General features: G+C 49.4%; 12 protein-coding genes. 5 read left to right on the top strand and 7 right to left on the bottom strand.

From position 1 onward, the window contains the following. Positions 1-119: 119 nt before the first annotated feature. The 7 genes from T488_RS19745 to T488_RS0116270 all read right to left on the bottom strand — a co-directional run bounded on the left by T488_RS19745 (position 120) and on the right by T488_RS0116270 (position 18,746). The gene (locus T488_RS19745) at positions 120-1,460 is read right to left on the bottom strand and encodes a D-alanyl-D-alanine carboxypeptidase family protein (RefSeq protein WP_051536532.1); all 1,341 of its coding nucleotides are present in this window, start codon (positions 1,458-1,460) and stop codon (positions 120-122) included. Positions 1,461-1,578: 118 nt separating this feature from the next. After that, entirely contained in the window at positions 1,579-3,036 is a 1,458-nt protein-coding gene (locus tag T488_RS0116245; protein WP_028521724.1) for an L-aspartate oxidase, read from the bottom strand. 320 nt (positions 3,037-3,356) lie between these two features. Beyond that, positions 3,357-3,869: a helix-turn-helix domain-containing protein gene (locus T488_RS0116250; RefSeq protein ID WP_028521725.1), complete on the bottom strand. Its 513-nt coding sequence runs from the start codon at positions 3,867-3,869 to the stop codon at positions 3,357-3,359. A gap of 187 nt (positions 3,870-4,056) precedes the next feature. Continuing rightward, positions 4,057-4,989, bottom strand: a complete 933-nt coding sequence (locus tag T488_RS0116255; RefSeq protein WP_028521726.1) for a magnesium transporter CorA family protein — start codon at positions 4,987-4,989, stop codon at positions 4,057-4,059. A gap of 379 nt (positions 4,990-5,368) precedes the next feature. Next, complete coding sequence (locus tag T488_RS0116260) at positions 5,369-6,283, bottom strand: hypothetical protein (protein ID WP_028521727.1); 915 nt, start codon at positions 6,281-6,283, stop codon at positions 5,369-5,371. Beyond that, positions 6,276-6,830: an RNA polymerase sigma factor gene (locus T488_RS0116265; protein WP_028521728.1), complete on the bottom strand. Its 555-nt coding sequence runs from the start codon at positions 6,828-6,830 to the stop codon at positions 6,276-6,278. Before T488_RS0116265 ends, T488_RS0116260 begins: the two co-directional genes overlap by 8 nt. Before the next feature lie 168 nt (positions 6,831-6,998). Beyond that, entirely contained in the window at positions 6,999-18,746 is an 11,748-nt protein-coding gene (locus tag T488_RS0116270; RefSeq protein ID WP_155267243.1) for a SpaA isopeptide-forming pilin-related protein, read from the bottom strand. A gap of 499 nt (positions 18,747-19,245) precedes the next feature. On the opposite strand from T488_RS0116270, the gene T488_RS19465 reads away from it, so the two are divergent. From T488_RS19465 to T488_RS0116295, 5 genes are all read left to right on the top strand, one after another. Further along, complete coding sequence (locus tag T488_RS19465) at positions 19,246-20,436, top strand: ECF transporter S component (protein WP_082320570.1); 1,191 nt, start codon at positions 19,246-19,248, stop codon at positions 20,434-20,436. A gap of 382 nt (positions 20,437-20,818) precedes the next feature. Beyond that, positions 20,819-21,709, top strand: coding sequence for a malonyl CoA-ACP transacylase (locus T488_RS0116280; RefSeq protein WP_028521730.1), 891 nt, complete (start codon positions 20,819-20,821; stop codon positions 21,707-21,709). Between the two features lie 63 nt (positions 21,710-21,772). Beyond that, positions 21,773-22,075, top strand: coding sequence for an acyl carrier protein (locus T488_RS0116285; protein ID WP_028521731.1), 303 nt, complete (start codon positions 21,773-21,775; stop codon positions 22,073-22,075). 9 nt (positions 22,076-22,084) lie between these two features. Continuing rightward, the gene (locus T488_RS0116290; RefSeq protein WP_028521732.1) at positions 22,085-22,804 is read left to right on the top strand and encodes an enoyl-CoA hydratase/isomerase family protein; all 720 of its coding nucleotides are present in this window, start codon (positions 22,085-22,087) and stop codon (positions 22,802-22,804) included. Then, positions 22,801-23,223 carry an acyl-CoA thioesterase gene (locus tag T488_RS0116295; protein WP_028521733.1) on the top strand — a complete coding sequence of 141 codons (423 nt, stop codon included), beginning with the start codon at positions 22,801-22,803 and terminating at the stop codon, positions 23,221-23,223. The genes T488_RS0116290 and T488_RS0116295 overlap by 4 nt, the downstream gene beginning before the upstream one ends. Positions 23,224-23,226: the final 3 nt, after the last annotated feature.

Here is a 23,226-nt window from a genome sequence, read left to right on the forward strand (position 1 = left end):
GTGTTAAATTCCGAGTGAGTAGAGAGTAGTAAGTAGTGAGTAGTATTATTCAATGTATCGGTTTCTACTCACTACTCTCTACTTACTACTTACTCAAATCATAATTTTGCGAAGCTAAATTATGATTTATACTTCGAGTCTATGCACAGGAACTCCTCAAGGGTAAGTCCCGAATCATGGACCTCCTTTGCAAGCGCCTTTCCAAGATAGCGGACGTGCCAGGACTCGTACTTGTATCCCGTTATGTCCTGCTTGCCCTGGGGGTAGCGCAGGATAAAGCCGTACTTATAGCAGTTCTCCGCTATCCACTTTGCCTCCTTGGTGTTATTGAAGGAGTCGCTGGCGTTGTTTATGTCCATTGCAAGTCCTGTCTGGTGCTCGGAGTGACCGGGTCTTGCGGAATAGGTGTCCGCCTTCGCCTTGCCGTCACGGGCTACATAGTTGTTGTACAGGGTGTTCTGGTAGGTGTATGAGCGGAAGCCGGAGCATATCCACAGGGACAGTCCCGCCTTCTTGGCGTCTGCCTGCATTGAGTTGAATGCGCTCTGGGCGTCGGGGAGTATCTTCCCCGGGTTGTAGTCCGAAGGAAGTCCGTAGGTCTTGTTGGCAATGAGTATGCCGTTGACATAGGTTATGCCGCCGCGGACCTCTGTCTCCTGACGGGTGAAGGTCTCCCTGGTACCGTCAGCCCAGGTGACCGCAAAGTGCATGGAGTCTGTATGAACAAGCTTTCCCCCGGTGCTGTTCTCGGTGCTGCCGAAGTGGAACATCACATCCTCGCCCGAAGGAGCATACTCGAAGCGGCTCACATATCCGCTCTTGTCGGTGAGCTTTCCGCTGAGACCGTTTATGTCAAAGGTGCGCCCCTGAGAGGTGACCCAGTGTCCCGTGAGGAGCTCCGAAGCGTTTATGCTGTCCTCACAGAAGTATCGGAAGGTCTCGGTATCGCCGCTGTCCCATTTCAGCACGAAGGACTCATCGTTCTGCCAGGTGATGAAGGCTGAGAGCTCTGCTCCCGAATTCTTCATCAGGAGCACGACTATGTCCTCATTGGCTGTGATGTCAAAGCTGTCGGTTATGCCTGCTGTGGGGTCAATGAGAGTGCCTGCACCGTCGCCGAAGCTGAAATATCTTTTGCCGCCCATGCAGTCCCCTATCCAGGTACCCGAGGGCAGTCTGTTTGTACTGCCGATAATGATGTCCTGAAGGGCTGTCAGGTCAAGGGAGTCCAGCTCGCCGTCCTCGTTAATATCCGCTGCGATGGACTGGTTCTCGTTGAGACCGTACTTTCCCAGCAGATAGTTTTTCAGTATAACTGCGTCGCTGATGTTTACTCTGTCATCTCTGTTAAGGTCACCTTTGATGAGCATGGGAGCAGCATTTGCGCCCATACCGCCGAGCTGTACCGCTGCGGCAGCTGCCGCCAGTATAACAGCCGTGAGCCTGTTTGTCCTTGTCATACATATCCCCCCTTTGCATATGTATGCCGTGCCGACTCGTCCCCCCCGGACTCCGCCGGCAGCTGTTCTGTTGTAATGTTGTTTCTTCTGTTGTGTGTTGTATATCTCTGTACAGCTTTTACTGCATTACCTCGCCGAGGATTATATATGCCACCGTAACGATGGACTTTGCCAGAACGAAGTCTGCATCAACGAAATAGCCGCCGCTGAGCAGGTCCTCCCTTATCTCCTTTACTCTCTTGAAGCCTGCTGCCGCAGCCTTCTTGTCGGGGATAACGAAATAGCAGTTCTGGAGTATCTTTCTTGTCTCTGTTCTGACGCCCTTGGGTATGCGGGGAGCGCCGATATGGGGATCGAACTCTGCCTCCTCAAAATCCTTGGGAGCGTCTGCCAGTCTTGATGCTATGCTGTTTGCAGCGTGGCGTGAGAACACCAGGGCCTCCAGCAGAGAATTGCTGGCGAGACGGTTGCTGCCGTGAACTCCCGTATGTGAGCACTCGCCGCAGGCATAGAGATTGGGCAGGCTGGTCTCGGAGTTGTTGTCAACGTCGATACCGCCCATGAGGTAATGCTGGCATGGGAAGATAGGCACGGGCTCCTTGGTCATATCGTAGCCCTGCTCAAGCAGGTTCTGATATATCATGGGGAAGCGCTTCTTGAGGAACTCGCTGTCCTTATAGCTTATATCAAGGTAGAAGTCGGTGGAGTTCTGCTTCCGTGACTCAAGTATGATAGCGTGGGAAACTACGTCTCTGGGAGCAAGCTCCAGACGCTCATCATAGTTGTGCATGAAGCGCTCCTTGTGGCAGTTCAGCAGGTAAGCTCCCTCGCCGCGGACAGCCTCGGAAATAAGGAAGCACTCTCTGGTAGCGCGGTTGTTGAAGGCTGTGGGGTGGAACTGAACATAGCTCAGGTTCTTTATCTTTGCACCCATTTCATAGGCAAAGGTTATGCCGTCGCCTGTTGCTATGGCGGAGTTTGTGGTGAACTGGTATACACGTCCGATACCGCCTGTTGCCATTATCATGAAGTGGCAGTTGCAGGTCTCGTAGGAGTCGTCAGCAAGCTTGAGCAGTGCAGAGTAGCCTGTCTTTGTCTGCTTGACGCTGCACATCATGGTGTTCTCCATTATGGTGACGTTGCTGAGCTGCTGAACGTTCTCCAGAAGTGTGGAGGTTATCTCCTTGCCCGTAGCGTCTGCGTGGTGGAAGATACGGTGGTGGCTGTGACCGCCCTCAAGGGTGCGGTGGTATGTACCGTCGGGGTTCTTGTCAAATTCAACTCCCAGTTCGATTATACGCTCGATGTCCTGTGCAGCCTCACTGACAAGAGTGTGGACAGCCTCGACGTTGTTCTTGAAGCTTCCTGCAATGAGGGTATCGTTCTGGTGGTACTGGATATTGTCCGTGGGAGAGTTGTACACTCCTGCGATACCGCCCTGAGCAAGGGAAGAATTGCACAGCGGCAGGTCTCTCTTGCAGATGATGAGTATATTGAGCTCCTTGGGAAGATTGATAGCTGCATAGAGACCTGCGGCTCCGCAGCCTGCTATAATAACATCATAATTTTTCGACATGATAAGGACCGTCCTTTACAAAAAGATCTTTACAATTACATTATAGCATATCAGTCTGAAAATAGCAAGATGCGCGGAGAAAAAGCTGCTGTCGGGAAAGCTTGTCCGCGAAAAAGGCAGCGGGGGCTCCCCGCTTATAACATACTCTCCTATAAATAGCAAGATGCGCGGAGAAAAAGCCGCTGTCGGGAATACTTAGCCGCGAAAAAGCCTGCGGGGGCTCTCCGCTTATAGCATACTCTCCTATAAATAGCAAGATGCCCGGAGAAAAAGCTTCGCCCCGAAGCGCTCTTTCTGCACCCCGGGGCGACTAATACTGTTTATCTTTTTCGCTTGCAGGTAAGGACTATACCGACTATTGAGCCAATGAGTACAAAGGGCGCGACTCTGACAAATACGAATTCCATACCGTGGAGTATTGTCCCCGCCGCAGCAAGCTCGGGATCATTGTAGTCCCAGTCCTGATAGGGACTTCCTGCCGCAGCGGCTATGATAAATCCCACTACTATAAAAATACATACCAGAATGAAAAACCACCTCAGCCGCTTTCTGCCTGCATCGTTTCTCTGCGCCAGCTGCAGGTTTATCACCTCAAGCTTTTCGGCTATGGCTTTCAGGTCCTCCGCTTCCTTTTCCTGTACTGTCTCACCAAGCAGAACGCTGACGGGAGTTTGCAGCACCTCCGATATGGATAGCAGCATATCCGAATCGGGAACGGAAAGTCCCCTCTCCCATTTGGATACGGTCTGGCGTACCACGTTGAGCTTTATGGCAAACTCCTCCTGCGAAAGTCCTTTTTGTTTTCTCAGATTTTTTATGTTTTCGTTCAGCATTGCGAAAACCTCCTTTCGCATTTATCATACACCCATACCGCCGCCTAAGGCAAGCAACGTATGTTAACATTGCCGCAACGGCGCGGTTTTCCGCAGTCCTGACATTACAAAGTGCCATAGTGTATCTGACAGCTTTATCAGAAACTCTATGGCACAAGGCTTCGTATGGCACCGCTTCTGCGGCAGTTCACTTGTTCTTTTTCTTCCACTTCAGCAGAGCGAATGCAGTCACGCCTGTCAGCAGCGCCGTCAGACTGAGTGCCACCCAGGTGTGGTTGAATGGAATGTCATTGGTATTGATACCGTAGAACGCGAACATGATATTGGGTATCTGCAATATGATAGTGACGATGGTCAGTCTCCACATAACGATACTCTGGTTATTGGAGATGATAGACGAGAAGCCGTCCATCATACTGGACAGGATGCCCGTGTAGATGCTCGCCATCTCGATAGCCTGCTTCATCTCGATGAGTACGTCCTCAAGGAGGTCCTGATCCTCGTCGTAGAGCTTTATGACTCTGCCGCGGAATATCTTCTCGATGGTGGCTTCGTTGGCTTTCAGTGACGTTGAGAAATATACCAGTGACTTCTCCAACGCAAGGAGCTGCATGAGAAGCTCGTTCTTCATGGCGTCGTGGAGCTCCTGCTCAGCAGCCGATGAAATTTTGTCGATCTGTTTCAGGTAGGTAAGAAACAGAGCCGATATTCTCAGCAGCAGCTGAAGCACGAATCTGGTCTTGAAGTCGGGGCGGAGGTTGCGGATGCCGCCTCTGGTCGCCTCGCTGATTATCTGCGTCTCGCGGATGGATATGGTGAACACATACTCGTCCGTGATGATTATGCCCATAGGCAGTGTGTAGAAGTTCTTGGTCTTGTCATCGTCGATGGCTGAGACAGGGGTGTCGATTATAACGAGGGTCTGATCGTCCTCGCGCTCTATACGGGAAGACTCCTCCTCATCGAGAGCGGACTTTACGAAACCGCTGTCCAGTCCGTAGTCCTCGATGAGCTCCCTTACCTCCTGAGGAGTGGGGTCCACCACCGATACCCAGCAGCCCGCCGACGGAGCGTCGCACTGTGTCAGCACGCCGTTGATGTAGCCGTAAAAGTTTATCATATTTTCACCGCTGTCCGCAAGCACGGACAGCTCTCTCCTTTCGCCGAAATTCACTTCAGCAGGTGGGAGATGATGCCTTGATGTGCCGATCAGGTCTTGACCTCTGATTGCTTTCAGGATCTGATCGCCGCATCAAAGCTGCCCGCCGAAGCGTGGGATATTATCCGCGTTCCCATAAGGGTCAGGGTTCATTATTGCACCTCCTAATCACAATATATCTTTATTATAGCAAATTTCCACGGTGATTACAAGTATTTTTTGAAAAAGAATTTCTGCCCTCTGTTTTCGCCTGCAAAAATGGAAGCCCTCCGTCTCGAAGGACAGAGGGCTTGACTCTGGTTTATCTGTTATTTTGATCATTCTCCTAATAAAGAGGCTCTTATCTGCTTCCGCTAAAAAAGTAATTGTATATCTCATCGGGCATATATGCCTGCTCGTTCCAGTTCCTGCGCACCCATCTTTCCGAGAAGCACAAAGCATAGGCGTTTCCGTCGCTTCCGTTGATATAGCCCTCGGGAGGACGTCCGCCCACGGTAACATCATAGCTCCATGGCGTATACGAAAGTCCGCTAAGAGTGCTCATGATCCATGCTCCGTCCTCGGGATACCATGTGAGGTAGGGTATATATCCGGGATCATGTTCGGGTGTCGGGCGCTCGGTAACAGGCTCAGTAGGTTCATATACAACAGGCTCATTTGTAGTGACTGTTGTGGGCTTCTGGGTAGTCTGCGCTTTTGTGGTGGTAGTCTTATTCGGCTGTATGGGCTTGGCTGTGGTGGTCACATTTTCCCTGCCCTCGGGCTCGTTATTCTCCTCCTGCGGCTCACCGTTGTTCTCCTCCCGGGGAGCTTCCGTGCTTTCCTCTCGGGGAGCATCGGTCATGGGCTGTTTATCTTTCTCCGCAGCAGTTGTATTTTTGCTTTCTTTTGTATCTGTTTCTGTTTCAGCAGTCCTGCCATCGGAAGTCACCTCCGCGGTCTCACCGCTGCCCTTTGCCTTTGTGCCCATGTCCTCGGTAGTCTCTGTGACAGCCACGTTGCTCACCTCATCAAGCAGGGGCGGATGGTTCTTCAGCATAAGGGCTCCGCCTGTGCCGACGCCTGCAATGAGCAGCACCGCCGAGGCAATAGCCGCAGTCCTCTGCCATGTTATCTTCCGATACTTTTCAACGCCCGAGACCGTCATGGCTTTTTCGTTTTCGGCGTCTGTCAGAGCTTCCGTTTTTATCTCGGCTTCTCTGACTATATCCTCGTCGATAAGGTCGATGACCTTGAAAAACTTCTGTTTATTCATATTGATAGCCCTCCTTCTTCAAAAAATCCTTCAGCTTTTTCCGCGTTCTGAAAAGATAGGTGGCGGCGGTGCGTTCCTTTATGCCGTAGTACTCCGCTATTTTTGCAAGGCTGTCGCCGTACCAGTAGCGCCTCACGAAAACCTTCCTGTGAAGCTCCTCCTGAGTCCGCAGGAATCGGCTTATCGCCTCCGCAAGAGCTTTTTCCTCGCCGCCTCCCTCTCTGAAGTCGGGTATGCACTCGGAAAGCTCATCCAGTGAGACCGCAAAATTGCTGCTGCGCTTTTCTGCGGAGTTGTACTTGTACCTGTCAAGTGCCTTGTTCTTCACCGTGTGGCAGAGATAGGTCTTGATGTCACGCGGTTCATCGGGCGGTATCTTGTTCCACAGCTCGTAATAGGCGGAATTAACGCACTCCTCTATGTCCTCGCGGCAGGAAAGGATATTCCCTGCGATATAAAAGCATAGCTTGTCGTATTTCTTTTTAAGTTCCGCGATCGCCATTTCGTCCCTTTTGCGAAAAAGCTCTGTTATCGAAGCGTCATCCATGGCTGAGCCTCCTTTCCAGAGGTAAGTTTCCCTCTTACCTATATATTTGAAATCTGTCCGTGAATATTTCAACTTCGCAGATATTTTTTCGGGAATAAAAAAGAACTGCCGGACATTATGTCCGACAGTTCCGAATGACTTATGACCTTGTGCTCCTAAGAGCTTCCATTACTGGTCGTCACGCTTTCTTGAACGAGCTGCGAAGGCTGCTGCTGCTGCAAGTGTGAATATCGCAAATGCTGCGCTTATGCCCTTGACGCCCGTCTTAGGAGAATTCGTTGTGACCTTCTTGGTGGTTGTTGTGGTCTTAGCCTTTGTTGTAGAGGTCGTTGTGCTCGATGCACCACCTGTTGTAGTGGTTGTCGTGCTTGTCTCCTCTGCTGTTGTTGTGGTGGTTGTGGTTGTAGTAGTTGTTGTAGTGGTTGTAGTTGTGGTTGTTGTAGTTGTTGTTGTGGTAGTTGTAGTTGTTGTAGTAGTTGTGGTAGTAGTTGATGATGTTCTTGTAGCATCGTCGCCGCCGCCGATAATTGTTGTGGTGGAGGTTGTGATCTCCTGACCCATAATATCGGTAACTGTTGTTGTGGTGGTCTCGATCCTCTTGTCGATCATAACTACTGTGTCGCTGTCTGTCTCAACGCCGTCTACAGAAGTGAGCTTGCCGTCCTCAACAGTGAATGTGATGTTGGTAGCTACCTCGTAGCCTGTAGGAGCTGCGATCTCTTCAAGAACGTACTTGCCGTCCTCAAGAGTTACAGTTGTTGCAGAGTTGCCTGAGATCCAGATCAGTGAGTTGCCAGAACCCTTTTCAACAGAAGCACCATCGCCTATAACGATCCTGCCCTCTTCAAACTCGATCGGGCTGCCGTTCTCGTCTACACCTGTGAGTGTCAGCTTAGCGCCGGGAACCTCTTCGCTGTAAACGTCCTGCTTGTCGATCTTTACAACTGCCAGAGTTGTGGTAGTTGTTGTTGTAGTGGTGGTCGTTGTTGTAGTCGTTGATGTTGTGGTTGTAGTTGTGGAGGTGGTTGTTGTGGTCGTTGATGTTGTGGTAGTCGTTGTAGTTGTAGAAGTAGTTGTAGTTGTTGTCGATGTTGTTGTGGTAGTAGTTGTTGTAGTAACTATACGCTCATCGATCATTACAACTGTATTCTCACTTGCAGGCTTACCATCGATCATTGTGACCTTACCGCCCTCAACTGTGAATGTGATCGCGCTTGCCTTCTCGTATCCGTTAGGTGCAGCCAGCTCTTCGAGAGTGTATGTACCGTCCTCAACAGTTACGATAGTCTTTTCCTTGCCTGACAGCCATACCAGTGATGTGCCGACGCTGTTGATCTCAGTGCCGCCCTCGCCGATAGTGAGCTGACCATCCTTGAAGATGATAGGCTGACCTGCGCTGTCCTTACCTGTGAGAGTAAGTCTTGCGCCTTCAACTTCCTTGCTGTTCATACCGTCTACCTTGTCGATATTGACCTTAGCGGTTACAACAGTTGTGGTAGTTGTTGTTGTGGTCGTTGTAGTTGTTGTTGTCGTCGACGTTGTTGTAGTGGTTGTAGTTGTCGACGTTGTGGTTGTTGTGCTTGTGGTTGTCGACGTTGTAGTTGTAGTCGACGTTGTGGTTGTGGTTGTTGTAGTTGTAGTAGATGTTGTAGTAGTAGTTGTTGTTGTAGTTGTAGTAGATGTTGTAGTAGTTGTTGTTGTTGTAGTTGTTGTAGTAGTTGTTGTAGTAGTAGTGGTAGTTGTTGTGGTTGTTGTGGTAGTTGTAGATGTAGTAGTTGTGGTTGTAGGTGTTGTAGTGGTAGTTGTGGTCGTTGATGTTGTTGTAGGTGTTGTTGTCGAAGTTGTAGTTGTGGTGGTTGTGGTCGATGTTGTGGTAGTGGTCGTAGTGGTTGTTGTGGTTGTAGTTGTGGTCGTTGTTGTCGTAGTAGTTACGCGCTCATCGATCATTACAACCTTGTTCTCACTTGCAGCCTTACCATTGATCTTTGTGACCTTGCCGCCCTCAACTGTGAACTCGATCTTGCTTGCCTTCTCGTATCCGTTAGGTGCAGCCAGCTCTTCGAGAGTATATGTACCGTCCTCAACAGTTACGATAGTGGGCTTTGTACCTGACAGCCATACCAGTGATGTGCCGACACCGTTGATCTCTGTTCCGCCGTCGCCTACTGTCAGCTGACCGTCCTTGAATACGATGGGCTGACCGTCGCTGTCCTTACCTGTGAGGGTAAGTCTTGCATCCTTGACTTCCTTGCTGTTCATGCCATCAACCTTGTTGATGTTTACCTTAGCGGTAACAACAGTTGTGGTCGTCGTAGGTGTGGTGGTAGTTGTCGTCGTGGTCGACGTTGTGGTTGTGGTTGTCGTTGTTGTTGTCGTCGACGTTGTTGTAGTTGTAGTCGACGTTGTGGTTGTCGTGGTTGTCGACGTTGTTGTGGTAGTCGACGTTGTCGTAGTGGTTGTTGTGGTTGTAGTTGTAGTAGTTGTGGTAGTTGTAGTTGTGGTGGTGGTTGTAGTAGTTGTAGTAGTGGTTGTTGTAGATGTTGTAGTTGTGGTAGTAGTGGTTGTTGTAGATGTTGTAGTTGTGGTTGTAGGTGTTGTTGTCGTAGTTGTAGTTGTGGAGGTCGTGGTCGATGTTGTGGTAGTTGTCGAAGTGGTTGTTGTGGTTGTAGTAGTTGTTGTCGTAGTAGTAGTTGTTGTAGTAACTATACGCTCATCTTCCATTACAACCTTGTTCTCACTTGCAGCCTTGCCATTGATCTTTGTGACCTTACCGCCCTCAACTGTGAACTCGATCTTGTTTGCTACCTTGTATCCGTTAGGAGCAGCCAGCTCTTCGAGAGTGTATGTACCGTCCTCGATAGTTACGATGGTCTCCTTTGAACCTGACAGCCATACCAGTGATGTGCCGACGCTGTTGATCTCAGTGCCGCCCTCACCTACTGTGAGCTGTCCGTCCTTGAATACGATGGGCTCCTTGCCCTTCTTACCTGTGAGGGTAAGTCTTGCGCCCTTGACCTCGGAACCATCAGTTGCGTCTGCCTTGCTGATATTTACCTTAACGGTAGTTATAACAGGTGCAGTCGTAGTAGTGGTGGTCGTTGTGGTCGTGGTCGTAGTAGTTGTTGTTGTCGTCGACGTTGTTGTAGTTGTAGTAGTTGTCGACGTTGTGGTTGTAGTTGTTGTCGACGTTGTTGTGGTTGTTGTAGTTGTAGTTGTTGTGGTTGTTGTGGTTGTTGTGGTAGTTGTAGTAGTTGTTGTGGTTGTTGTAGTTGTAGTTGTTGTAGTTGTTGTAGTTGTAGTAGTTGTGGTTGTCGACGTTGTAGTTGTCGAAGTTGTTGTAGTTGATGTGGTAGTGGTGGTTGTTGTGGTAGTTGACGTTGTTGTAGTTGTAGTTGTTGTTGCCTCAGCGTCATTTACCTTGATAACACCATTTTCCTTATCAACTGTGTAGTAACCTGTCTCAGAGTCGGGCTTTGCCTCTGTCTCGAGAGCCTCGCCTGATGCGTCTGTGATCTTGTTACCGCTGATAGTGAAGTTCAGCTCAGAAGTGATGATGGAGTATGTTACCTCTCCGTCGGTGAAGTCATCACCTGTCTCCTTGAGTGTGTAATCGCCGTCCTTGAGAGCTCTTACGATCTTTGCAGCATCGCCTGAGATCCACTGGATACCGAGTACCTTGCCTTCGCTGTCTACAACGCTTGTGAAGTCCTTATCGTCCTTGTTAGCGTCTAAGATAGATGTCCAGTCAATGTCGGGGTTAGTGAGCTCGAGCTGAGCCTTCTTAACTTCATTCTTGCCTGTGATATCGTACTTGCCTATTGTGAACTCGTTGGGAGCGTCCTCGATAACGAGGTGGCCTGTCTCCTCGTCCACATAAGCCTTGCCGTTTGTGGTTGCTGATACGTCCTTTACCTCGTTGCCGTCAAGGTAGAATGTAAAGGTGGAAACTACTTCGTATCCGTCGGGAGCAGTCTTCTCAACCAGTGTGTAGTGACCGCTCTTAAGACCTGTGAACTTAGCAGAGTTGCCGGGGAACTCAGTCTCTGTGATCTCGCCCAGCGCCTCGCCGCCGTTGATCTTAACGCCCTTGAATGTTACGCCCTCATCGTTGGATGTGAGTGTGAATACAGCGTTTCCTGCGTCAGCTGTTATCTCCTTGGCACCGAGAGCCTTCTTGTCGATAGTAACTGTCGACTCAAGCTCGTCCTGGACCTCGATAGTCTTGCCGTCGTTCTTCTTCTCTACCTTGCCTGTTGTTACGGTATCAACATCCTTAACAACACCGTTATCGATAGTGAAGTTAAACTTGGTAACTACTGAGTAGCCGGTAGGAGCTGCGGTCTCTTCCAGGCTGTACTTGCCGTCCTTGAGACCTGTGAATTTTACGTTGTTGCCTGTGAACTCGTAAGATGTCTCACCATTTTCGAATATTACGGAAGTAGCTTCCTCACCTTCGCCCATGCTGATAGTAACACCGTCGAGTGTCTTGCCCTTTTCCTCAACTGTGAGGACAAATGTAGCAGAGCCTGCCTCTGCGGGGATCTCCTCGCCGCCGAGAGCCTTCTTGTCAAGTGTGATAGTTGACTTTTCGTCCTCAACTACGAGGTGATCGTTTTCGTCAACATAAGCGTTGCCGTCTGTAACTGTGCTTACATTTGAAACGTAACCTTTTTCGTCAACGTCGAATGTGAACTCTGTTACAGTTATGAATCCGTCGGGAGCTGTTGTCTCCTTGAGAGTGTATGTACCCTTCTTGAGGCCCTTTAATACTGCTGTGTTGCCATCGAAGTCAACGGATGTCTTTCCGTCCTCGACTGCTACAGCACCTTCGCCCTCTCCGACTGTTACGCCGTTGAAGTTCAAGCCCTCTGTCTTAGCAGTGAGTGTGAACTTAGCCTTGCCTGCAGCTTCGTCGATAGGAGCTCCGCCAAGAGCCTTCTTGTCGATGACTACTGTTGTCTTGTCGTCCTCAACAACCAGGTGACCGTTCTTGTCAACATAAGCATCGCCGTCTGTTACTGTATCAATTACAGTTACCTTTCCGTCCTTGTCTACGCTGAATGTGAACTTTGTCACTGTTACGAATCCGCTTGGAGCAGCAGTTTCTTCAAGTGAGTATACACCGGGTCTGAGACCTGTGAAGCTGATGTTGTTGCCTGTGAAGCTATAGATGTTATCCTCGGCAGTGATGGTTTCGGAAGTTGCTTCCTCACCTGTGCCCTGGGATACTGTTACGCCCTTGAAGTTAGCGCCCTCATCCTCAGCCTTGAAAATAAATGTTGCGCTTCCTGCTTCAGCGGGGATCTCCGCGCCGCCAAGAGCCTTCTTGTCGATAGTCACGCTGTTCTGACCGTCCTCAACAACAAGGTGTCCTGTCTTTTCGTCGATGTAAGCCTTGCCGTTTGTAGTTGTACCTACATTGTCTACCTTGCCGTCAACGATGTCGAATGTGAACTTTGTTACTGTTGTGAAGCCGCCGGGAGCAGCTGTCTCTTCCAGGCTGTATGAGCCGTTCTTGAGACCTGTGAAGTTTACGTTATTGCCTGTGAACTCGTATGATGTCTCACCATTTTCAAATGTTACGGAAGTTGCTTCCTCACCTTCGCCCATGCTGATCGTTACACCATTGAGTGTCTTGCCGTCCTCCTCAACTGTGAGAACGAATGTAGCCTTGCCTGCCTCTGCGGGGATCTCCTTGCCGCCGAGAGCCTTCTTGTCAAGTGTCATTGTTGACTTAGCGTCCTCAACTACGAGGTGACCGTTTCTGTCAACATAAGCATCGCCGTCAGTCAGCTTATCAAGAACTGTTACCTTGCCGTCCTTGTCAATGCTGAACTTGAATTCAGTTACAGTTGTGAAGCCGTCGGGAGCTGTTTCCTCCTTGAGAGTGTATGTACCCTCCTTGAGTCCGTTCAGGACAGCTGTGTTTCCGTCGAATTCAACGGAAGTGCTATCGTTCTCAACTGCTGCAGCACCTTCGCCTTCGCCGATGACTACACCGTTGAGGTTGAGTCCCTCGTCTACAGCTGTAAGTGTGAACTTAGCCTTGCCGGCTTCCTCAGCGATAGGCTCGCCGCCCAGCGCCTTCTTGTCGATGATGACCTTGGTCTTTGTATCCTCAACTACGAGGTGACCTGTCACCTTGTCGATATAAGCCTGTCCGTCAGTCTCTGTGACTACGTTGGTCACCTGACCCTTTTCGTTTATATCGAATGTGAACTTTGTTGCTGTTGTAAATCCGTCGGGAGCAGCGATCTCTTCGAGAGTGTATGTACCCTTCTTGAGACCTGTGAACTTGGCATTGTTGCCCTGGAATGTATAAGATGTATCTGTAGCCTCCAGTACCTTGCCTGAAGTTGCTGCACCTGCTATGATCTCAACGCCCTCGAGGTTCTTGCCCTCAGCAGCTGAAAGTGTGAATGTTGCCTTGCCTGCTCCGGCAGGGATAGGCTCGCCGCCAAGTGCCTTCTTATCAAGAACTACTGTTGATCTTGCGTCCTCGACCTGGATAGTTGTGTCGTTTACCTTCTTTGAGTTGCCGTTAGTGGCTGTCTCAACTTCCTTTACCTTACCATTTTCGATAGTAAAGTTGAACTTTGTAACGACTGTATATCCGTTGGGAGCTGCGGTCTCTTCCAGGCTGTACTTGCCGTTCTTGAGACCTGTGAATGTGATGTTGTTGCCTGTGAAGGTGTAAGCTGTTACATCTTCTCCAAGTGCGGGAGCTGCTGAAGCTGTCTCACCTGTGGAAACTGTAACGCCGCCCAGGTTAAGACCTGTCTCCTCAGCCTTGAGCACGAATGTAGCTGTGCCTGCTTCTGCGGGGAGCTCTTCGCCGCCAAGTGCCTTCTTGTTGATAGTAACGGTGGACTGCTTGTCCTCAACTACGATCTCGCCGTCACGTCCGATGTAGGATTTACCGTTTGTAGTATTTGAAACGTTTGTTACCTTGCCGTTGTCATCAACTTCAAATGTGAACTTGGTAACTGTTGTGTAGCCGTTGGGAGCTGTTGTCTCCTCAAGTGAGTACTTGCCTGCCTTGAGGTATTCAAATGTAGCATTGTTTCCGTCGAACTCTGCTTCTGTAACTCCCTCGCCGAGAGCTGTGCCGCCGTTGAGCTTAACGCCCTCAAGTGTCTTGCCCTCGTCCTCAGCCTTTAATGTGAACTTAGCCTTGCCTGCTGATTCGGGGATAGGAGCTCCGCCGAGTGCTACCTTGTCCAGCTTGATGATGGGCCGATCCTCGATCTTGAGTACCTTGCCGCCTTCAAGAGGTGTTACCTTGCCGTCTGTAACAGCGCTTACCTCTGTTACGAGACCGTTGGATATAGTGAATGTGAACTCGGAAACTGTTGAGAATCCCTCGGGACCTGCTGTTTCCTTGAGTGAATATGTACCGTTCTGGAGATACTCGAACTTTGTGCTGTTGCCTTCAAAGTCATAGGAAGTAACTTCACCGATCTCCTCGTTGTTGACCTTGACGCCCTTGAGTGTAGCGCCCTCGTCCTTGGCGGTCAGTGTGAACTTAGCGTTGCTTCCTTCGATTATATCTCCGCCGAGAGCAGCCTTGTCGATAACTACGATAGGTGCGTCCTCGACCTTGATGTGTCCGTCTTCGCCGACATAAGCCTTGCCTGTTGTACCTACGTCGCTGACGCTTACTACCTTGCCCTTGTCGTCTACTTCAAATGTAAATGTACTTACAAGCGAGTAGCCTGAAGGAGCAGTTGTCTCTGTCAGCTTGTATGTGCCCTTCTTAAGACCTGTGAATGTGATGTTGTTGTCTGTGCACTCAACATTCTCGATCTTTGCAACTTCGCCGAGAGCCTCGCCGCCGTTGATGCTTACGCCCTTGAGAGTCTTGCCCTCGCCTACAGCCTCAAGTGTGAACTTAGCCTGTCCTGCTTCAGCAGGGATAACTGATCCGCCCAGAGCTGTCTTGTCGAGAGTTACTGTACCTTTCTTTGTGTTGAGGAGTGACTCTGAAGTTCTTGTGCTTACTACCTCGCCTGCTTCGTTCATATCAGCGATGACGCCGTCCTTGATAACGAAGGTCTTTGCCTCAGCCTTTTCGTAGCCTGCGGGTTCCTTTGTTTCCTCAAACTTGTATGTACCGTCCATCAGTCCCCTGAAAGTCTTGGGATTCTCTGTCTTGGTGTTCCATGTTACAGAGCCGCCGACTTCAAGAGTATCAACATCATTGATAGTGTTTACGGTCTTGCCGGAAGCTGAAACGAAGGTGAGCTTCATCTCTGCGCCTTCGGGGCCCTCAGGTCTGGTATTGCCTGATGCTCCGAATTCCTTTGCAAGGGTTATCTCGGAAACGCTGTCTGTGATTATAATGCCCGAATCGCTGCCGGGAGCCAGCTTGATATTGCCTGTTGTGGAGGCATTTGTAAGAGTGATCTTGCCGTCAGTGATATTGAACTCGAACTTTGACTCTACCTTGGTATAACCGTTAGGTGAAGCTGTCTCTTCGAGAACATAGTCACCGTCATCAAGACCTGTCATTGCAGCCTCGCCGCCTGTGAACTCGTATGCCTTACCGCCGTCTGTCAGCTCGGCAAGCTTTGATACGCTTACCTCGGGAGCCATCATGCCGCTTTCAACGCGGATGTTATAGATCCTGCCGTCATCAAGTGTAAGTACATAAGATCCGTCATAGAGACCTGAGATCACAAGTGTGTCGCCTGAAGCTGTGCCTGTTGTCACATAGGAATTCTGCTTTGCTGTCTCATTGACTGCCACATCGTCGATCTTTACATTATTAAATGTATTACCGCGGAGTGTGTAGCCCATGCCGTCAGCAGTATTCTTGATAGTGATCTGCTTTGAATTTGCTGTAAGGCCGATAGCCTTTGAATAAGTTTCCTCTGCATTCTCAACATCAACTGTGATCTTGCCGAGTGCTGTGCCGTCCTTCTTGGTGAGCTTGAACTGTGCGCCCTCGATAACGGTCGCGTTCATGTCGTTCTTGCTTACCGAGATGGTCTGCTTCTTATTTATAATGTCGTTGATCTTATCATAAGCCTTCTCAGTGTCAGTATAAGTATCGCCGCTCGCACTGAGCTTTCCGTTCTCATCTCTTGCGATGGTGAACGTTCTTACCTCTGTTGATCTTGAATAGCCCGCGGGAGCGCTTACCTCTTCGAGAGTGTATGTACCCTCCTGGAGGCCTGTGAATACAACAGCCGATCCGATCGAATACCACTCGAAAGCTGATGCACTGTCGCTTGCAACATTCTTGATCTCGTTTTTGCTGAGCTCAAGTCTGCTGGGAGCGCTGTCGCTGGTGTTTCTTCCGATACCGTCTGCGGTAAAGTACTGTACATCGCGAGCCTTTACCTTTGTCATGTCAGCACCGCTGGTGCTTGTAAGTCTGAGAAGAGCTCCGGGAACGGGAATGTTGTTCTCGTCAACCTTTCTCAGTGAGATGGTGTAAGCGTCGTTTGTTATTGTAACGGTACCATTGTGAGCATCAGTATTATCGATCAAATAGCCTTCAGCCTTTTCGCCGTCGTTCAATCTGTAGCCGGGCTTGCCGGTGTCGACTCTGAACTTTATATTGTTTACAGTCTGATAACCGTCGGGAGCGATCTCCGAAAGGGTGTATGCTCCGTCGGGAAGTCCTTCAAACTCAATGTCCTGATCGATAGTTGTCCATGTGATAGTGGTCTCGTTATATGTGGGCTTGCCCTTTGTGTTGGAGTCAAGATTTGACTTAACGCCGCTATTGAGCTTTGAACCCTCTACGCTGGGCTCAACCAGAGTGAGTGTGAACTGAACGCCCTCAAGTCTCTGCTTAGCAGATTTGAATGTAACGTTTTCATCTGTTTCAGAATCTACAGTCATCAGATCGGTAAGCTTTACAAACTTGATCTTGTTCACTACACTATCGCTTGTGTTGGTAACAATAACGTGCTTGTTGCCGCCTGCTGCGCCGTTGCCGTCATAGGAAACAGTGTAGCCTGCGGGTACGCTGTCTTCTACTACATAGTAGAAGTAAGGATAGCCCTTCTTGGTTGCCTTTTCGAGGCCTGTCCATTCATCGTTCCAGCCGCTTTCGCTTGTGAGGGTCTTTGTGCCGATCACCTGTGAAGCGAGAGGAGCACCGCTTATAGCAGTTACCTTTCCGCCTGCAACATTGATGATGACTGATCTGGACTGAAGTGTGAATTCATATTCGCCATCGTCGAGCGCTGCATTTATGCTGCCGTCATCCTGAAGGGCGAAGATCTCTGTTCTGGAGTCAAAGCTCTGTCCCTGATAAGCGGAAACCTTCTTGCCGTCCTCCTCAGCGACAACGTTAAACTCCTGTTCGCCGTTTTTGAACCTGCACTTGGTATTTACGTCGCCCTCACTCACAAAGCTTACGAAATCCTTGAACAGATTTTCAAGTGTGAACTCAGCCTTGGGATTTGTAACGCCGGATTTAGTCAGACGGTAAAGAGTAACGCTTACTTCTTCGCCTTCGTGCTTGCCGTTTCCGTCGCTCCACTTCTTCTCAGCCGAGATGCCGATCTTCTCATTTTCCTTATCGCTGATAGGATTGAGGAAGAAAGCCATGTGTGTTTCTTCGTCAGCGTGGATCTTGTTAGCGATGATGTTACCGTTTATCTGGTATACATCAAAGTCAGTATCGGGGGCGAGAACGCATCCGAGCGGTATTCCGTCATATCCGAACTTTACCTTTGAGCCGCGGGGGGCTGCATTGTAGAAGTTGTAGAGGATATTGGTACCGCTTGTAACAGTAGCCTCACCGTTATTGAGTGTTGTGTCGCCTTCGATAGGATTATAGTTCCACTTTGTCTGCCAGAAGACATCTTCCTGCTGCTGAAGGTCAACGTTTACGATGAAGATCTGACCTCCGCCGTATCTGCCGTCCTTGTAGTTGATGCCGTTGACAGTGATCTCGTAGAACTTGTCAAAGTCCTCTGCCTTTACATTGAGAACGTTAACGCCCTCGGGGTTAAGGGTGAGAGTACCCTTGTTCACACTGTCTCCGCCCCAGGGATCCATACCGTTGTCCCACTCCATCGAAGCATACACGTTATCTCTGTAAGTGTTTGCATAGTCGTTGGACATATTCTCATAGTAGGTCTTCAGGGCTGTGAAATCGATGAAGCCGCTGCCTGCATGAGCGTAGTAGCTCTCGGTGCCATCTCTAAGGTTATTGCCGATAGTATAGGACATCGGTCCGTTATAAGCAAGATTGCTATTGCCGGCCTCGGTCTTCTCAAATTCGGTGCGTGCCTCTGAATTAGCATAAGCTTCGACCATTGCAGGAAATTCGCTCTTCTTGCCCGGGAAGATATTGATACCGGTATATCTGGGGTCATGAGTCGGCTTGAAGACGGTAGGATACGAAACCTGTACCGCATCGTTGGCAGGAATAACAGTCTCGACTCCGTTTATCCACTCAGTGTGCTCTGCAATATCATTGCCCCAGATCTCATAGTTCTCGGGCAAGAGCCAGTCGTAAAGCCAGTTTGTAGTAAGATTTGTGTGGATATTTCCATTTTCAAGATCGTACGTCCTGTCTCCTGATCGGGGGTCCTGCCTCCATACCAGGTCCTTGGTAACGACATTGAGAATTCTTCCGACATCGGTACTTGGAGCGGTATAGTTATAACCCATGATGTAGACAGGTGAAGCTACGTTACCGTTTACGTGGTTCTTGGCTTCGACACTCTCGAATCCGAATAAGTGAAAGTCGCCAGCCACGCCGAGCGGATTATTTCTGTTCCAGATCGACTCTTCGTATGGCGTGTTGACTATCGGGAGTCCGTCAGTGCCGACACCATCTTCTGCCGCAAACGACCGCAGCGGACTTAAACCTGACGGCAACGCATAGGTCACAGCCAGCAGTCCTGAGGTAACGCCACTAATCAAACGTTTCCCCAAAGATTTTTTCATGGTCATTCCATCCTTTCGTTGTTATTTTTACAATCCCCCGTAACCCTCCTCAGCTGCCTGTACGCAGCGAAAAAAATTACAGTTCTTTGTACATATAATTATAACATAACGGTATACAAATTGCAATATTTTAAGGCGTACTAAATACGAGAAAAAAACGAACGATATTTGTGCAATGTGTTGCAGAATATTACCTTTTTGAGGTCTTCAACAGCAAGTTCAACAAAATACCACTAATTCAGTCAACTGGTTAAACCAATTTGGGTGACTCTTCGTAAAAAACTGTTCAAAATCTACTCCCAGCGATATAACCTTTAGTATTATTTGCACAGTCTATAACTATATATAATTTTTATATTTGTTAAAAACATACTATCAAAAAGTACTTTGTTGATTTTATTCTGTAAATCCGCTATTTACAAGGCTTTAAAAAAGTGTTATGATATATTTATTGTATTATATCCTCGCGTGAGGAGTAGTAACAAGGAGGAAATTTAATATGAAAGAGAAGTTCAACGTACGCTCACTGGTACTGCTGGGTCTTCTGACAGCTGTGGTGGCTCTGTTCTCACTGACACCCATCGGCTCGATCCCTATCGGTCCGCTGTCGATAACCCTCAACATCATCCCCATTGCAATAGCCGCTATCGCGCTCGGTCCAACAGGCGGACTTATCATGGGTATAGTCTTCGGCATCTTCAGCTTCCTTCAGTGCTTCGGTATCGGAGTCCTCAGCGGAATGGGTGCCATGACCCTTGAGATAAGCCCGGCACTCACATTCATACAGCGAGTTGTTTCCCGTGCACTGGACGGTCTCCTGGTAGGACTGATCTTCCTCGGCCTTTCCAAGGTAAAGTCCAAAAAGACTCTTTCAGTTATCACCAGCTCAGTGGCAGGTGCGGTCCTCATCGGTCTGTTCCTGTCGGTAATGCTTCTCATCTGCTACGATGAGAACGGCAAATACAAGATGTCCGCAGGTATGTATAAATTCATGACCTCCGGTCTTCCTCTGGCAGCAACGCTCATTGCGGTTTTCGCTGTGGGATTTGCCCTGGCATTCTGGCTCATAAACAAGAAAAATCTCTCAAAGGTACAGCAGTCCTGCGCCGTTTCGGGCTTCTCGGCTGCTATCCTCAACACCATATTCTTCATGTCCGCTCTGGTGCTCCTGTTCAACCACACCGCTACAGGTATGGACAACAAGTACACCATCACGGTCACTAACGGAGTTATTTCCGAAGTAAAAGACAACGCAGGCAAGGCCGTGGAATTCTCCGCCGACGGAAAGGCATTCACTCTGGGTGAGGATTTTGTCCTCACACTCGGACAAACCTCCGAGGCTCTCCCCTCAACAGCCGGCTCGGGAGCTGTAAAGTTCACGCTCAGCTCAGGCAAGCTCAAGGGCGCATTCCTCAACGGCAAGGAGATAAAAAGCAAGACTTACAAATTCAAGGACACCCACGCAGACCTCAGCGGTCTCAGCGACGGTAAATACACACTTAAGGTATACAAGAAGTTCAACTATATCGACAGACTCAGAGCAGGCAAGAGCATCATGCTCTTCCTCATCACCTCAGTAGGTATAAACGCACTGTTTGAAATGGTCATCTCAACACTATTCACAACTCTTATCGGCACAGCCCTCTTTAAGGCAAAGCTGATAAAAACTCCCGAAAATCTCAAGGAATGATCTGCTAAAGCCTTTTCCCGTACAGGAAAAGGCTTTTTTACGGCTCGGCGCGCCGGAGCGGAGAAATCGCCCCGCAGTATAAAAGCCGATCCCGGGACTGAGTTTTCCTGTTCTTCGGGCTGTCTGCGGAGTTCCCACGAACCCTTTCCGGCACTGACTATTCCGACATATACCGAAGATCCGTCTCTCCCGGAACAGTTGCTTGCAGGAGCAGAACAGTAATATTACTTGGGGTATAATTGCACTAATTTATAAAATTCAATTCAGAGTATGTGAATTTTTTATCGTTTTTCTCAAAAATATCCCTTACCCCCCCTTTTTCTATTGACAGCGCCCTGAATAGGTGCTAATATGTATTTATAAATAATAAGGAGTATTATAAATGTACAACAGAGCGTTCCTGTTCAACGGCATAGGCTCAAAGCCCGAAAAGCTTCTGGTGAAGCTGCCGCCCGAACTCATGGACAAGTACGAGCATTACCTCGGTCAGGCATTCGGAAGACTGGGGCTCAGCATGGATCTTGAAAAGAACAAGGCTTACGACGGCAGAGTCGCCGAGTGGATAATCTCACTCATCTGCGACAGAGTCGTTTTCGAGCATTACATAGACAAGGGCATCATCCCCGACATCGGTGCGGGCTACAGCTCGGGCATAGTCAGCATAAGCGGCTGCTTCGGCTCGGTGCCCCACGAATTCGCACACGACATAATCATGATGAACCGCGCTACCATGCGCTGTCTTGAGGAGCATGACCAGAAGCTCGATATGGGCATCGTCATCGGCTTCTCCTACAACGATATCGAGGAGCTCTTCGAGGGTAAGTTCTCTCCCGATGAACTGGTCATCGGAAGCGGCAACTCAAAGTTCCACGTAATGGTAAGCGGCAAGGCAAGTGCCGTCGAGAAGGCTCTCCTCCTCTGTCAGAACGAGGGTGCCATCAAGGCATTCAGCTTCGGCACAGGCGTTGCTTATCACCACCCCATCATGAAGCAGTATTCACAGGAATATGTGGATTTCTGCGCTTCCACCGAATACAGCGCTCCCACCTACCCCATACTCTCTATCTTCGACAGAGAGGTCATGACTACGGGGCAGCAGGTGCTGAGAGAAAATCAGCTGAATGTATATACTCCCATACGCTGGGACCTGGCCGTAAAGAAGCTTGAGGAGCTGGGCGTTACCGAGTTCTTCGACGTCAGCGCCAACGGCGCCGTGAGCAAGTTCTCACGGGTAAGCAGAAAATGCAAAATTTACACTCTCGAAGATGTGTGAATTTTCAGATAAATACAAGCACACCCAATGAAAGGGAAAGACAATTATTATGGAGGTTTTATTATGAGAGAGATCACAGATGAGATCAGACAGGAAATCAAGGACATGATCTTCGACTACTACGCAGAGGAATGTGAAGTAGAGAAGGACGAGATCACTATGGATACCAACCCTCAGGAGGATCTGGGCAGCGATTCACTCATGTTCGTTGAGCTTATAGAGATGACAGCCGACAAGTATGACATGGACATCAAGCTCCAGAGCATCGGCAAGTATATGCTCAAGGCTCCCATGGACACTATGAGCGACGTTGTAGAGATGTTCTGCAAGATCTATCAGTACGGCAACGATATTGTTAATCAGTGAGAGGTCTGAATGTTAAAGTCAAATTTATCTGAGCTTCATGCCGAGGATAATATTGCTGTACTTACCATTGACAACGGCCCGAAGAATCTTCTCTCCGAGCCCGAATTCGTAGACCGTAAGGAGCTCCTCGGCTGGCTGGACGAAAATCCGCAGGTGGGGGCTCTTATCATTACAGGTAAGGGCAGGCATTTCTCCCACGGCGCTGACGTCTCACTCTTCGGTGAGGCAGGCGGCACCGACCTTTCGGCAAAGCTTGAAAACGCAAGAGAGCTTCTGCGTACAATAGAGAAGCTCCCGCTGATAACCGCAGCAGCCATCAACGGCGGATGCTTCGGCGGCGGACTTGAGATAGCACTCAGCTGTCAGTTCAGGATAGCTTCGCCCTCTGCTTTCCTCGGTCTTCCCGAGATAATGCACGGCGTTGTTCCCGGTATGGGCGGTATGGAGCGCCTGTACAGACTGCTGGGCAAGGAAAAGGCTCTCAGCATGATACTCTGCGGCGAGATGATAGGCGCTAAGGAAGCATTAGAGATGGGACTCGTCACAAAGCTCAGCGAGAACAAGAATTCATTCGATGAGACCGTAGCCTTCGTGAAGGAGCTGCTCAGCGGCAAATCCCTCACCCAGATACGGGCTATCATAGACACCATAAACCTTGCCTCAGAGGGAGCTGAAGACCCCTCAAAGGGCAAATTTGAAGCGGCTCTGGCGGAGGCTTCAAAGAAATGAGAAGAAGCTCGTACAGATTGACTGTAAGAGGATATGAACTTGATTCCTTCGGTCATGTCAATAACTCCGTTTACCTTCAGTACGCAGAGACTGCTCTGTGGAACTTCTTCAAGGTACACGGTCTGCTGGCAGTGATAGTGGAGGAAGGGCTTTTCCCCGTGGTAATGGAAAGCACGCAAAGATACATTCATGAGCTGAGGCTCCTTGACGAGGTCAGGATAGACACTGAGGTCTCCTGCTCGGGGGGCATAGTCAGCTACAAGCATAACATCATAAACAAGAACACGGGTCTTGTTTCATGCAGAGTCACAGGCAAGCTCGCCTATGTAAACAAGGATCGCATGATAAGCGATATTCCTGAAGCGGTAAGGGCTTGTCTCGAGGGGGAAGACGAAGACGATGACAATAACCGCAAATGATAT

It is taken from the genome of Ruminococcus flavefaciens ND2009 (assembly GCF_000621785.1).
Classification (GTDB): domain Bacteria; phylum Bacillota; class Clostridia; order Oscillospirales; family Ruminococcaceae; genus Ruminococcus; species Ruminococcus flavefaciens_C.

Bases quoted from the DNA above. Each gene is read 5' to 3' on its own strand.
- T488_RS19465 (WP_082320570.1), top strand. From the start codon at position 19,246: ATGAAAGAGAAGTTCAACGTACGCTCACTGGTACTGCTGGGTCTTCTG.
- T488_RS0116250 (WP_028521725.1), bottom strand. From the start codon at position 3,869: ATGCTGAACGAAAACATAAAAAATCTGAGAAAACAAAAAGGACTTTCG.
- T488_RS0116260 (WP_028521727.1), bottom strand. From the start codon at position 6,283: ATGAATAAACAGAAGTTTTTCAAGGTCATCGACCTTATCGACGAGGAT.
- T488_RS0116280 (WP_028521730.1), top strand. From the start codon at position 20,819: ATGTACAACAGAGCGTTCCTGTTCAACGGCATAGGCTCAAAGCCCGAA.
- T488_RS0116295 (WP_028521733.1), top strand. From the start codon at position 22,801: ATGAGAAGAAGCTCGTACAGATTGACTGTAAGAGGATATGAACTTGAT.
- T488_RS0116270 (WP_155267243.1), bottom strand. From the start codon at position 18,746: ATGAAAAAATCTTTGGGGAAACGTTTGATTAGTGGCGTTACCTCAGGA.
- T488_RS0116290 (WP_028521732.1), top strand. From the start codon at position 22,085: ATGTTAAAGTCAAATTTATCTGAGCTTCATGCCGAGGATAATATTGCT.
- T488_RS19745 (WP_051536532.1), bottom strand. From the start codon at position 1,460: ATGACAAGGACAAACAGGCTCACGGCTGTTATACTGGCGGCAGCTGCC.
- T488_RS0116245 (WP_028521724.1), bottom strand. From the start codon at position 3,036: ATGTCGAAAAATTATGATGTTATTATAGCAGGCTGCGGAGCCGCAGGT.
- T488_RS0116255 (WP_028521726.1), bottom strand. From the start codon at position 4,989: ATGATAAACTTTTACGGCTACATCAACGGCGTGCTGACACAGTGCGAC.
- T488_RS0116265 (WP_028521728.1), bottom strand. From the start codon at position 6,830: ATGGATGACGCTTCGATAACAGAGCTTTTTCGCAAAAGGGACGAAATG.
- T488_RS0116285 (WP_028521731.1), top strand. From the start codon at position 21,773: ATGAGAGAGATCACAGATGAGATCAGACAGGAAATCAAGGACATGATC.